Here is a 13,379-nt window from a genome sequence, read left to right on the forward strand (position 1 = left end):
GAATAAGGAAGCCGCCTTTCGGCGTCGATTGATGGGGGAAGGGTTTCGCCCCTTTCGGGGCGACTTACTTTTGGGCCAAGGCGTCCAAAAGTAAGCAAAAGACGCCTTTGGTGGTGCTGCAGCGCGATCTCAGGGCCAAGAGCCGCTAACACGGCTTCCGCTGCCCGAAATGCGAAAGCCTGCGGGCAGGCGCGCTTCGGGCTGCGCTTTCGCCGTGTAAAAGCGGCTCTAAGCCCCGAGCTCGATGACCGGTCGCTGCCGGGGTAATTGGTAGCTTACCGAATGAGGCAACAGGCCTTTGTCCGCCATGTCAAGCTAGCACCAACCTGCTTAATTAAATCAACTTTTCTCATCAAACCGAGCTAGCACCTCAGTACGAATCAGAAAAAAGCAATTCGGCGCTTCGACTTCCTCTTCGGAGGTCCGCAGTCAGCCCCTTGCTCACGGGCCTAGAAGCTCACCAAGCCGGGCGGCGGCTCTTGTCCCGGAACCCGCACGGAGTCGGACGGCCTCCGAATGGTAAAGCTGGCAGAGCGTTCCACTCAACGAAGTCCGGAGCCGACCGGGTTGGATGAGATTCTCACCCGGGAGCACCGGGGGCGGGGATACCCCTCCAAGCGCCTTTTCTTTCGTCTATTTCTTTTGGCGCAGCAAAAGAAATGGACCCCGCCGGGAGGGCATGGAGGGCTTTTGGGGCGCAGCCCCAAACCCGGCTCTCGCGCGCTGCAAGCGCGATTCCCACAAAAAAAGCCGCCCCCAAAGGGCGGCCTTCCTTTATCTCTTCATCCCCGAAGGGGCCAACCCTCAATCATCATTGGCCAGGCCGGTCAAATCCCCGATCTCGTGCCCCAGCTCCTCGGCCTTGAGCACGCGGCGCATGATCTTTCCGGAGCGGGTCTTGGGCAGCTTGTCGCGGAACTCGATGGACTTGATCACGGCCACCGGGCCGAGTTCGTTGCGGATGGTCTTCTTGAGGTCCTTGATCAGGTCGTCGTCGGGCTCGAACCCGTGGTTGAGCAGGACAAAGGCCTTGGCCGCCTCGCCCTTGATCTTGTCGGGCACGCCGATGACCGCGCACTCGCTCACCGCGCGGTGCACGCCGAAGGCGGCCTCCAGTTCGGCGGAGCCGATGCGGTGCCCGGCGATGTTGATCACGTCGTCGGCACGGCCCTGAATCCAGATGTAGCCGTCCTCGTCCTTGCGGGCCACGTCGCCCGCGTAATACACGCCGGGAATCTTCTCCCAGTACTCTTTGTAAAGTTCGTCGTCGTTCCACAGCCCGGTCATCATGGCCGGCCACGGCTTGGTGATGACCAGCAGGCCGCCCTTGCCCGGGGGCACGGGGTTGCCGTCCTTGTCCACCACGTCGGCCTCCACGCCGGGCAGCGGCTTGGTCACCGAGCCTGGCTTGAGCAGGGAGATGGGCATGGGCGCGATCATGAACATGCCGGTTTCGGTCTGCCACCAGGTGTCGAGCACGGGGCATTCGCTGCGCCCGATGTACTTGTACAGCCAGGTCCAGGCCTCCGGGGAGATGGACTCGCCCACCGAGCCGAGCAGGCGCAGGCTGCTGAGGTCGTGGGTCTTGGGGTACTGGGTGCCGAAACGCATGAGCATGCGGATCATGGTCGGCGCGGTGTAGAAGATGGTCACCCCGTACTTGGCCACGATGGCCCAGAGGCGGTCGGCCTGGGGATAGTTGGGGTGCCCTTCGTACATGACCGAGGTGGTCCCGGCCATGAGCGGGCCGTAAACCACGGCGGAGTGGCCGGTGACCCAGCCCGCGTCCGCGGTGCACCAGAAAATATCGGTGGGCTTGATGTCGAAGACCGTGGTCAGGGTGCGGTTTACGCCGACCATGTAGCCCGCGTGGGAGTGGACGATGCCCTTGGGCCTGCCCGTGGTGCCGGAGGTGTAGAGCAGGAACAGCGGGTCGTCCGCCTCCATGACCTCGGTGGGAGCCTCGTTGCGCTCCTGGCGGATGAGGTCCTCGTACTGGAAGTCGCGGCCGTCGACCATGTCCACGCCGATGTTGCAGCGCCGGACCACGACCATGGACTCCACGCAGTCGGCGCAGGCCCCGATGAGCGCCTCGTCGGCGGTCTCCTTGAGGCTGATGATGCGCCCGTTGCGGTAGAAGCCGTCCGCCGTGATCAGCAGCTTGGCCTGGGCGTCGTTGATGCGCTGCCGGAGCGCCTTGGCCGAGAACCCGGCGAAGACCACGGAGTGGATGGCCCCGATCTTGGCCGCAGCGAGCATGGAGATGACGGTCTCGGGCAGGGGCGGCATGTAGATGACGATGCGGTCGCCCTTGCGGACGCCCAGGGTGCGCAGGGCGTTGGCGAACCTGTTCACCTCGCGGTAGAGTTCGAAATAGGTGTACTTGCGCGTGTCGCCGGGCTCGCCCTCCCAGATGAGCGCCAGCTTGTTCTTGTTGGCCGTTTCGATGTGCCGGTCCAGGGCGTTGTACACGATATTGCACCGCGCGCCCGAGAACCAGCGGCAAAAGGGAGCGTTGCTGTCGTCAAAGACCTGGTCCCATTTCTTGAACCAGTCCAGCTCGTCAGCCGCCTCCTCCCAGTACCCCAGGGGATCCATTGCCGAGAAACGGCGGGCCGCCTCCAGCTCCTGGGGATTGACGTTGGCCTCGATGACCAACTGCGGGAGCGGGCGGAAGACCCGTTCTTCCTGCAGCAAATTATCTATTGCGCCTTCCATGTGCTATCCTCCTCGCCCTTGACGGACCGGCCGTCCAAACCGGTTCGGCGAGACTCCTTCATACCAACATTACACGGCAACACCCGCCCTATTCGGTCAGCGGTTGCCCACGCAAGATAAACGGTCACAGTCCGATGACCTTTTTCAGCTCCGCTATGCGGCGGCGGCTGATGGGAAGCTCGATGCGGGTACGGCCCGCGGTCCTGAGCATGAAATTCGAGCCGGGCATGGACGCGATCTCAGTGACCATGTCCAGGTTCACCAGGTATTTGCGATGCACCCGGAAAAACCGGTGCGGTCCCAGCCTGTCTTCCAGATTCTTGAGGCGGTGGGACGAAAGAAACTTCTGGTTGGCCGTGTGCACGTAGGAATAGTCCTCGAACGCCTCCACGAAGATGATCTGATCGTAGGGAATGAGGATGGTCCGCCCGTCCTGAGTCACGGCCAGTTTTTCGATTTCCTGCCGGCGTCCGGCGGTCTGGTCCCAGGCCGCCTTGAGCGCGGCCAGGAAGGTGTCCTGCTCCTCTTCGGGCAGAGGCAGCTTCACGGTGAGCTCGTCCGCGTTGTCGTCCGGAGGCTCCACGTCCGCTCCGTATGCCGCCGGAGGAGGCACCTCGCGGTAACGCTGCTTGAAGGTCTGCAGCCGGTCGATGGTCCGGGCCATGCGCCCGGGCGCGGGCGGCCAGAGCAGGTAGTCGGTGGCCCCCAGTTCGAAGGCCGCGTACGCCCTGGCCTCGGAATCCGAGATGAAGACCAGCGCGGGCTTGTTCTTTCGCCCGGCCAGCATCTGGGCCATCTCGATGCCCGAGGCGTCGCCCGGCAGGTCGGTGCCCACGAAGAACACGCCGTAGGGGATGGCTTCGAGCAGCTCCAAGGCCTCGAACGCGGTCACGGCCTCACCCAGAATCTGCAGGAACGGCACGTCCTCAAGCGCGTCGCGCAACGCGCTGCGGACCGCCGGGTCCGAATGAACGAGCAGTGTCTTGAGCTTGGGCATGGTTCGGCTCGCCGCCTTGTTTGGTTCGGAATGGAGTGCTCTAGCCTGCTCTCTCTCTACCGGGAATCGGAGCCGGACGCAAGGTCCGGGGAAGAAAGGGGAAATGGGAAGAGCCCGCCTGTGGCGCGGAGAGCCACAGCGTAGACGGCCCGCGCGGACAGCCTGTCACGACGGCTCCCTAGGCGTCCGGGAGTTCGATCAGGAAGACCGTTCCGGCCGGGGAGTTGGACATGGCGCGGACCTGACCTCGGTGGTCGGCCACGATGGAACGGACGATGGTCAGGCCCAGGCCGGTGCCGCCCTTCTTCTGGGTGTAATAGGGCTCGAACATGCGCGAGGAGTCCTTGGGCAGTCCCGGGCCGTTGTCGGCCACGGCGATGGAGACGAGCCCCGCGCCGGTGTCGTGGGCCACGGTGACGGCCACCTGCGCCTTGGTGGTATCCTTAAGGGCCTCGGCCGCGTTGGTGAACAGGTTGATGAGCACCTTGCGGATGGCCTCGCGGTCAAAGGGGAACTCGCCCACCGGGGTGAGAAACTCTAGGGACCAGCCGATCTTGCGGTGGGTGTTCTCGAACATGGCCAGGACCTCTTCGAGCACGGGCGGCAGGCTGTCCGGCCTCGGCTGGACCTCGGGCAGCTTGGCGTAGGCGGAAAACTCCGTGACCATGTTCTGCAGCCGCTCCACCTGGTTGACGATGAGGCTGGTGCAGTCCTCGAAGACCGGCTCCCCGATCTCGGTGCCGTAGCGGCGCTGGAGGCGCTGGGCCGAAAGCTTGATGGGCGTGAGCGGGTTCTTGATCTCGTGGGCGATGCGCCGGGCAACTTCGCGCCAGGCGGCCAGCCGCTGAATCTTTTCCAGCTCGGTGATGTCCTCGAACACGGCCACGTGGCCCGCGTCGCGGCCGCCCACGTTCTGGAGGGAGACCACGTTGATGAGCATGCGGATGTTCTTGCCCTGGACCGGCAGGTCGATCTGCCGCTGCCACAGGGCGCCGGGGGTGTTGGAGACCTGGGAGAGCGCCTCCCGCATCATGTCCGAGAACTCGCCCGAGAGCAGCTCGGTGGGCTTCCTGCCGATGAGCAGGCCGCCGGGTACGCCCAGAATGTCCTCGGCCGCGGTGTTGACCGTGCCGATTCGGCCCTCGGCGTCCATGGAGATGACGCCCGAAGTGATGTTGTTGAGCACGGCCTCGATGTACTGGCCGCGCCGCTCCAACTCCTGGTTCTGCTGGGCCAGACGCAGGTTGGCCTGCTGCACCGACTGCTGTGACTGCTCCAGGTCCTCGGCCATGCGGTTGAAGGACTGGACCAGGAAGCCGAGTTCGTCGTCGGAACGGTCCTCAAGACGCACGGAGAGGTCACCCCGCCCGATGCGCTCGGTGCCCACGGCCAAGGCCTGCACTGGGGCCGAGAGCTCCTTGGCCAGGCGGAAGCCGAACCAGATGGCCCCGAGGATGATGAGCAGGGCCATGACCCCCAGGGTGAGGTAAAGGTTCATCTTCCAAGGGTACTTGCGATCCTTGAGCTTCTTGTATTCGTCCAGGCCGCGCACGATCTGGTCGAGGCGGTGCAGGAGCCCCTGGCCCACGGTCTCGCCGATGACCAGATAACCGGTCCTGCCCTCGTCCACCGGGGTGACGCCCAGAACCAGGTCGCTGCCGGGCTTGGGGATGATGGTTGTCCAGGGGCGGGGGTCCGCCTTGAGGGACTGCCAGTCGATCTTCTGCTTGATTTCGGGCCAGGCCTGGCTCCACTGGGGAGAGGCGTGGGTGTTCTGCTCGTTGCCCTCGGGGTTGATGACGCCCACCAGGCTGAGGTCGTACTCGTCGAATTTCTTGTTCAGGTAGCGGTCCATGCCCTTGCCGCCCCAGGCATACTGTGACTTGACGATCTCCCCGATCATGACCGTACCGCGCCGCTCCAGGCGATCCTGGGCCGAGCCGTAGAAAGCGCGCCCCAGCTCCAGGGCCTGCTCCATGGACTCCTCCACCTGGCCCTTGAACCAGTAATCCACCGAGGTCTGCACGAACTTGACCGACACCAGGTAGATAAGAGCCGTGGGGATGAGCGAAAGGGAGATGAAGGCCAGGACCAGCCTTGTCCTGAGCTTGGAGCCGAGCACGCGGCGACGGCGCTCCAGCATGAGCCGGACCGCGTTGCGCGCCACGTAGAAGAGCATGGCCAGCAGCAGGACCACGTTGAGGATGAGCAGGTTGAGGATAAGGTAGTAGTCCCCGCTCAGGTACTTGAGCTCGGCCCAGGTCAGGCCGACCAGGAGCACGAGAAAGACCAGGGCCAGGATGTATTCCCACTTGCGCCGCCGCTTTTCCCTGCGGGTGGTGGAAGAGATGCGGATGGGATCGGGTGACATGGCCGGGTCCTAGAAGGTGAAATTCAGGTGAAAGGTGTTGTCCGAGCCCGCGTCCCAGGACCAGAAGTAGAGGAACCGCTCCAGTCCTTCGGGCGCGTCCACCTCGTTCATGGTGGTGATCAGGCGCAGGGAATAGTTCTGTCCGTGCTCAAGCATGCTCCACGGCCCGAGCACGGTACGAATGGTCCCCCATCCCTCGGACAGGAGGGCGGGCAGGTTTCCGTTCCGCAGCGGGACCGTGCGTCCGGGCACGGTCATGACGAACTCCTGTGCCAGGCGGTCGAACCGGATGACGCTTTCGAAGCTGCCGGAGGCAACGGACCCGTCCAGCCAGTACTCGCGGACCTTGAACAGCTTGACCATGCACTTGAGCGCCAGCTCTGCGCCGTCCTCCAGTTCGCCCTTGAGCACGGGCAACTCCACCACCGAGACGCCGAAGCGCACGGTGAGGGAGCCGTTCTCGTCGGCAATGGCGGGCGCCCTGAGGGACAGGGTCTGCGCCCATGCCGTTCCGGCGGAGAGGATGACGGCCAGCCAGACCAGGAGCAGGAGCCCGGCCGGGAGGCGTGTGAATGGAGCGTTTCTCATATATTCACGAGATGTATCAGCAGCGGACCCAAAGAACAAGTCACGCCGCGCCATTGGCATTCACTCCCGGTTCGGATAGGCTGGTAAAAAGCCAAGGAGTCATCCCATGCAAAAGGAACTGTTGCTCGCCATCAGTGAAGACCGCTCCGCTTCCTACAACCTCCGCTTTCTGCGGGAAGTCTTCAGCACGTTCTGCGACTTGAAGCTCACACTGTTTTACGTCACCCCGTACAAGCCCTCCTGGGGCATGTCCCAGAGCGACGTCGCACCGCGTACTGCCGGGTTCGACGAGACCATGCATTTCACCGAAGGCAGCGGGCAGGGAGCGCTGGGCGATGCCGAGCGCTGGATCAAGGAAGTGGCGGGATGCACGGGTGAGAACGTCCGGACCAAGGTCGCCCACTCCAGGCGGGGGACCGTGCCCGAGCTGATCGAGGAGGCCCACAACGGCATGTACGACGCCCTGCTGCTCGGCAGGCGGACCTTCACCTGGTTCGAGGAAATCTTCGAGAACTCCGTGTCTCACGAGATGCTGCTCAGCGACATCGACTTCCCCCTGTGGATATGCAAGCGCCCGCCCGACTCCCTGGAAGCCCCGCGCCACGACGTGCTCCTCGCCCTGGACGGTTCCGAGCCGTCCAAGCGCATGGTGGACCACGCCGCCTACATGCTCGCGGATGAACTCCGACATACGTTCACCCTGTTCCACGTGGCCGAGAAGGGGTATGGCGCGGATCATGCGGCGAGACTGTTCGATGAGGCGCTCGCCATCCTGAAAAACAACGGCGTGGAAGAGGAGCGCATCGAGATGAAGACCGCCATGGGCAAAAGCCCGGTCAAGGCGATCCTCACGGAAGTCAGGGAAGGCAACTATTCCGCCGTGGGCGTGGGCAAGCACGGCGAGTCCAGCGACCACAAGGCCAGGGGGCTCTTTCCCAGCTCGGTGACGGTGAACCTGCTCAGGCAGCTTGAGAATTCGGCGCTGTGGATCAGCAAATAGCCCGGACGCTCCGCCGACTCCGTATCCAGGACGGCGTCACCCTGATTTTGAACAACCCCCTCAAGTGACAACAAGAGAATGAAAACAGGTCGAAAGGGTTTGGCGCTGAGAAGCTATTTCAGGTAGCGCCGGATAATCCGCTCCAAGGTGCCGTCGGCCCGGATGGCGTCGATACCGCGCTGGAGGCGCTGCACCACGGCGTCCTGCGTGGCTGGATTGAAGGCATAATAAATTTGGCTTTTGGAGACCACGAGGTCGGTCTCGAAATCCCCTCTGTTCAGCTTCGCCTGCTCGATGGCGAGATAGGCACCCTGTTCCCCGGTGAGCACCGCAGTGGTCCTTCCGTAGGCGAGCCGCTTCATCAGATTGACGGCGTTGGTGGAAAGCTCCACCGTAATAGGCTGCTTCTCCAGGGTTTGCAGCATCTGGTGCCCGGCCCCGTCGCGCAGCACGCCGACCGTCCTGTGCTTGAGGTCGTCCAGGCTCCTGACCGGCCTTCCCCCCTTGCGGGTTATGACCACCATGCTGAACTCCATGATCGGGCCGGCCCACTTGAAAAGGGACTCGCGCTGCGGCAGGCGGCAGGTGGAGAAAAGGCAGGTGTTGGCCCTGTCCTTGGCCAGATAGTAGGCGCGGGACCACGGATAAAAGGTGATGTCCGAGGTTGATTTATTGACCCCGACCACCTTGAGGGCGGCGAGCAGGGCGTCGACCGCCACTCCCTGGGCCTGGCCGTCGGCCTTGAAGTTGAAGGGGCGCAGGTCTTCCGTCAGAAAAACCGTGTTCTCCAGACTTTGGGCGGAAGCCGTGTTGAAAAGGACCAGAGCGAGCAGCGCAGCGAGGAAGAGGATGAGAGTCTGTTTCATACGTCTGGTGTTTCCGGGCGTGTTCAGAGGTGTTCAGAGTGTGTTCCGTCGTGCCTGACCATGAGTGGCTATGATTGTGCTCCACTTCACCCATAGTGACCGTTTCACGCCTTCTCGTCAACGGTACCGTTTTTCATGCGGCCTGATCGGAATGCCCCTTCGAGCCGGGACGCGATTGCAACGGGACGCGGGAGACTGCATACGCGCTGCCTCGTAAACAAAACTGCGCTCCCGAAACCGCTAAGCGCCCCATATGGAATATGCTGATTCCGCGCCGAGAGCCGGAACGTGCACGAACACTATTCGTCGGAGGGAGCGACCTTGGCCCGGCCTTCGGAGTAGATGATGCGGTAAGGCTCCTCGCGGATCACGGTGTCGAGCTGCCGGTTGAGCGGAGTATAGCTGGTGATGGCGCCGCCGTCGGTGGTCACGGTCACGAAGACCTTCTGGCCACGTTTCGGCTTGAAGTAGATCATGTCCGGCGAACGCCGCTGCCAGCCGGAATCCATCCTCTTGCACCCGCCGACGAACAGCTTCGGTGTATAGGGAGAGAGGGCGTACACCCGTTTGAAGGTCACCTGGAGAAAGGTGCCGTCGGAATTGGCGCTGACCTGGCGGACTCCGGCAACCACGGCGATGGCCTTGATTTCGGACTCTTCGGCCATACGGGAGAGAAAATCAGTGCCGGAGGCGGCCCCTGCCGCATGGGGGGCGGCCAGGATCAAGAGCGCCAACAAAAGGATGAGGTAGCTATATTTCAAATGCATGGTTCGGATACTAAGGCCTGGGTGGAGTGTGTCGGGGAACGCGCAGCCTAGCCCAGTCGAGCGCAATTCGCAACCTGAGGATAGGGCCGCCGGGAAGCGTGCCGGGCAAGACGACGCGTGCCGCCAGGGACCTCATCTTCCTCGCTGCGGGGCTGCTGCGGAGCTTGACCGGCCCGGCTTTCACCCTGTTGCATCCGATAACCACAGGCCTGCACCCGCGGGCTGGATTTATGTTGCGGACCGGGAAATTTCAGGTAAGATCCAACGTTGACGCGGCGAGTCCGCGCCGGTTTGAATCCCCCAAGGAGGTTGCTTATGACTACTACCCTTACCCTGCCGCGCCGTTTCCGGGCGCTCCTGCTGACCGCGCTTCTGGTTTTGTCCCTGGCCGCTCCCGCTTCGGCCGAAACCTGGAAGGTGGACCCGGACCATTCCGCCGCCCATTTTTCCATCCGGCACATGATGATATCCCAGGTGCGAGGCATGTTCCCGGACGTCTCGGGCACGGTCGTCTTCGAAGACGGCACGCCCACCGCCCTTGAGGTGATCGTCAACGTGCAAAGCATTTCCACCGGCGTCACCGCCCGGGACACCCACCTCAAGAGCGGCGATTTCTTCCAGGCCGACACCCACCCGCTCATGACGTTCAAGAGCAGCTCGGTGGTTCCCATGGAGGGGGATTATCAGGTCACAGGCACCATGACCATCAAGGGCGTCTCCAGGGAGGTTACCCTGACCCTGACCGGCCTGGACGACGAGAGGCTCGACCCCTGGAAGCACCTCCGGCGAGGCGGCACGGCCCGTTTCCAGCTTGACCGCCGGGACTACGGAATCGACTGGAACGCTCCCCTGGACGGTGGCGGGTTCATGATCGGCAACATGGTGGACGTAGCCGTGGACATCGAAGCGATCAAGCCCTGATCAATGCCGCCCCCCTTCCGCCCGGCGGCCACGTCGGGCGGTTGGCCGAATGAAATTCTTTTTATCCGGCCTTTATCGTGATGCTGACGACAGGCTGCCTTCTGCCGGCAGCCTGCGTTTCGCTGCGGAAAACCGTAGGCCCGAGGCTAGGGGAACCACCCTTTGTCCTTGAGTTTTTCAGGAGTCACGCGCTCAGCGTCCTCCCAACTTCAAGACGCTGTCGGCATATCCATACCCCGCCCTTGAAACCGCTTTTCTTCATTTGTCACAAATTCAATTTAACTATTTGGAATCAAATCTTTTTTTAAACGCAGAACGTCGTTCTCCAGGCTCTTCGCGGAAAGAGCGCGTTTTGATGCATTGAAGATATGGCCGAAAAACGGTATCAAGCCCGTTGCACAACCAGCCCCGCCCCTCCCCGACGGCGGAGTTTCTTCGGTCCGAACCGTGTCCCGGACCGGTGCCCTTTCCTGTCCCGGCCGGTTTGCCGGAATGGAAAATGTGAAGAATTTTCAGTGATGACGACTAGTACGGTGAGAGCGGTGGTCTTCGCCCTTCCGCCTTGGCGAGAGCGGCGACGGACACCGGGAAATGAAGACGATCCATGGGCGGCGCCCGTCCGCTCCCTTTTTCCCCGCTCGGTCACGGTCCAAACGCTGTTTCGATAACGGCCGGCAACGCCGGGTCCCGTGGCGGATCCCGTTGCCGCAACTTCTAAGTCATTGTTCAAGAGGTACCATTTTGTACAGGATCTTACGGAAGGAAAACATCAGCGACGTCACCAAGATGGTGATCGTCGAAGCGCCTCACATCGCCCGCAGCGCCAAGCCCGGCCAGTTCGTCATCGTGATCAGCCACGAGAAGGGCGAGCGGGTCCCCCTGACCATCGCGGATTTCGACCGCGAGGCCGGCACCATCACGATCATTTTTCAGGAGATCGGCAAGTCCACCATCGAAATGGGCCGCCTGGAAGTGGGCGACAGCTTCATGACCATCGCCGGTCCGTTGGGCCACGCCACGGAAATCAAGAATTACGGCAAGGTTATCTGCGTTGGCGGCGGCGTGGGCATCGCCCCGGTCTTCCCCATCGCCAGAGCGCTCAAGGAAGCGGGCAACGAGGTCATTTCGGTCATCGGCGCACGCAACAAGGAGCTGCTGCTCTGGGAAGACCGCATGGCCGAGGTCTCCGATCAACTGATCGTCACCACGGACGACGGCTCCGCGGGCCGCAAGTGCCTGGTTACCGAGCCGATCCGGGAATTGCTGGAGGCCGATCCGGGCGGCTTCGCCAGGGTCTGGGCCATCGGTCCGGCCATCATGATGAAGTTCGTCTCCTACACCACCAAGCCCTTCGAGGTGCCGACCACGGTCAGCCTGAACACCATCATGGTCGACGGCACCGGCATGTGCGGCGGCTGCCGGGTGCTCATGGCCGACGGCCGGGCCAAGTTCGTCTGCGTGGACGGCCCCGAATTCGAGGGCCACGACGTGGACTGGGACAGCCTGCTCTCGCGCATGACCTACTATCACAACGAGGAGCAGACCGCTGTGCAGCACCTGCACGGCAAGGATCACAAGTGCCGCCTGGACAAGGCGGTGGAAGAGGGGGTGCGCTAAGTGTCCGCTTTGACCAAGAAGGAACGGATGGCCATTCCCCGCAAGCCAATGCCGGTGCAGGAGCCGGAGGCGCGGGTCTTGAATTTCGAAGAGGTCGCCACCGGGTACACCCCGGAGATGGCCCAGGAGGAAGCCGAGCGCTGCCTCCAGTGCAAGGACCCCAAGTGCTCGCAGCAGTGCCCTGTGCAGGTGGATATTCCCCAGTTCATCGCGGCAGTGCGCGACGGCGACATGGCCGAGGCCGTGTCCATTCTCAAGGGCAAGAACAACCTGCCCGCCATCTGTGGGCGTGTCTGCCCCCAGGAGGTACAGTGCGAATCCGGCTGCATCCTGGGCATCAAGGGCAAGCCCGTGGCCATCGGCCGCCTGGAGCGGTTCGTGGGCGACTACGAGCTGTCCCACAAGACCCTGGCCATGACCCGCGCCGCGTCCACCGGACGCAAGGTGGCCGTGGTCGGTTCGGGCCCGGCAGGCCTTGCCTGCGCCGTGGACCTAGGGAGGCTGGGACATGACGTGACCATTTTCGAGGCCCTGCACCTGCCCGGCGGCGTGCTGGCCTACGGCATCCCGGAATTCCGGCTGCCCAAGGACGTCATCGGCAACGAGATCAAGAGCGCTGCCGAAGCACTGGACATCAAGATCCGGCGCGACCACGTCATCGGCAACACCCTGACCATCGACGAGCTCCTTGAAGAGTTCGACGCCGTGTTCCTGGGTACGGGCGCTGGACTGCCGGTCTTCCTGAACATTCCGGGCGTGAACCTCAACGGGGTCATGTCCGCCAACGAACTGCTCACCCGCGTCAACCTGATGAAGGGCTACCGCTTCCCGGCCTACGACACCCCGGTCAAGGTGGGCCGCAACGTCGCGGTCATCGGCGCGGGCAACGTGGCCATGGACGCCGTGCGCTGCGTGCGCCGCCTCCAGGCCATCCGGGCCGGAGAGGACGGCGACGCGGGCGAGGTGCACGTGGTCTACCGCCGCTCCGCCGACGAAGTTCCCGCCAGGCGCGAGGAAGTCCACCACGCCGCAGAAGAGGGGGTCATCTTCGACTTCCTGACCAACCCCGTGGCTATACTGGGTGACGAGAGCGGGGCGGTGCGCGCGCTGCAGTGCGTGCGCATGGAGCTGGGCGAACCCGATGCCTCGGGCCGCCGCAGGCCGGTCGCCATCGAGGGCTCGGATTTCGAACTCGAAGTGGACCAGGTCATCTTCGCCTTGGGCACCAACCCGAACCCGCTGGTCTTCTCCAACGCCGACGACCTGAAGCGCAACAAGCGGGGCACCGTGGAGGCCAGCGACGAGAGCGGCCTGACCACCAAGCCCGGCGTCTGGGCGGGCGGTGACGTGGTCACCGGCGCGGCGACCGTCATCAGCGCCATGGGCGCTGGCAAGCGCGCCGCAGCCGACATCCACGAGTACCTCTGCGGCCTGAACTGATCCCTAATCCCTTCCGGCCCCGGAGCAATGCGCGCCGGGGCCGGGGAGGGTTTTTCCTCGGCCTGCCCGTGCGGGCCGCCTTCCGCCCGCTTCC

General features: G+C 63.4%; 10 protein-coding genes. 4 read left to right on the forward strand and 6 right to left on the reverse strand.

From position 1 onward, the window contains the following. Positions 1–804 precede the first annotated feature (804 nt). From acs to GM415_RS04595, 4 genes are all read right to left on the reverse strand, one after another. Positions 805–2,718 carry an acetate--CoA ligase gene (gene acs / locus GM415_RS04580; protein ID WP_158946651.1) on the reverse strand — a complete coding sequence of 638 codons (1,914 nt, stop codon included), beginning with the start codon at positions 2,716–2,718 and terminating at the stop codon, positions 805–807. Between the two features lie 124 nt (positions 2,719–2,842). Continuing rightward, complete coding sequence (locus GM415_RS04585) at positions 2,843–3,715, reverse strand: LytR/AlgR family response regulator transcription factor (protein WP_158946652.1); 873 nt, start codon at positions 3,713–3,715, stop codon at positions 2,843–2,845. A 178-nt stretch (positions 3,716–3,893) separates the two neighbouring features. Next, the gene (locus GM415_RS04590) at positions 3,894–6,086 is read right to left on the reverse strand and encodes a sensor histidine kinase (protein ID WP_158946653.1); all 2,193 of its coding nucleotides are present in this window, start codon (positions 6,084–6,086) and stop codon (positions 3,894–3,896) included. A 9-nt stretch (positions 6,087–6,095) separates the two neighbouring features. After that, positions 6,096–6,674 (reverse strand): DUF4390 domain-containing protein, encoded by a 579-nt coding sequence (locus GM415_RS04595; RefSeq protein ID WP_158946654.1) that lies wholly within the window; start codon positions 6,672–6,674, stop codon positions 6,096–6,098. A gap of 106 nt (positions 6,675–6,780) precedes the next feature. Between GM415_RS04595 and GM415_RS04600 the strand changes: the two genes are divergently transcribed. After that, positions 6,781–7,674, forward strand: coding sequence for a universal stress protein (locus GM415_RS04600; protein WP_158946655.1), 894 nt, complete (start codon positions 6,781–6,783; stop codon positions 7,672–7,674). A 113-nt stretch (positions 7,675–7,787) separates the two neighbouring features. On the opposite strand, the gene GM415_RS04605 is transcribed toward GM415_RS04600, so the two are convergent. Together GM415_RS04605 and GM415_RS04610 are read right to left on the reverse strand one after the other, a co-directional pair. After that, positions 7,788–8,540, reverse strand: coding sequence for a substrate-binding periplasmic protein (locus GM415_RS04605; protein ID WP_158946656.1), 753 nt, complete (start codon positions 8,538–8,540; stop codon positions 7,788–7,790). 299 nt (positions 8,541–8,839) lie between these two features. Continuing rightward, entirely contained in the window at positions 8,840–9,307 is a 468-nt protein-coding gene (locus tag GM415_RS04610; RefSeq protein ID WP_158946657.1) for a hypothetical protein, read from the reverse strand. 315 nt (positions 9,308–9,622) lie between these two features. Here GM415_RS04610 and GM415_RS04615 point away from each other — a divergent pair, with 315 nt between their 5' ends. The 3 genes from GM415_RS04615 to gltA all read left to right on the forward strand — a co-directional run bounded on the left by GM415_RS04615 (position 9,623) and on the right by gltA (position 13,285). Next, a complete protein-coding gene (locus tag GM415_RS04615) occupies positions 9,623–10,228 on the forward strand; it encodes a YceI family protein (protein WP_158946658.1) in 606 nt (201 codons plus the stop codon). Positions 10,229–10,969: 741 nt separating this feature from the next. Next, entirely contained in the window at positions 10,970–11,845 is an 876-nt protein-coding gene (locus tag GM415_RS04620; RefSeq protein WP_158946659.1) for a sulfide/dihydroorotate dehydrogenase-like FAD/NAD-binding protein, read from the forward strand. Further along, positions 11,846–13,285 (forward strand): NADPH-dependent glutamate synthase, encoded by a 1,440-nt coding sequence (gltA, locus tag GM415_RS04625; RefSeq protein WP_242012347.1) that lies wholly within the window; start codon positions 11,846–11,848, stop codon positions 13,283–13,285. It abuts the gene before it with no gap. The last annotated feature ends 94 nt before the right edge of the window (positions 13,286–13,379 follow it).

It is taken from the genome of Pseudodesulfovibrio cashew (assembly GCF_009762795.1).
Classification (GTDB): domain Bacteria; phylum Desulfobacterota; class Desulfovibrionia; order Desulfovibrionales; family Desulfovibrionaceae; genus Pseudodesulfovibrio; species Pseudodesulfovibrio cashew.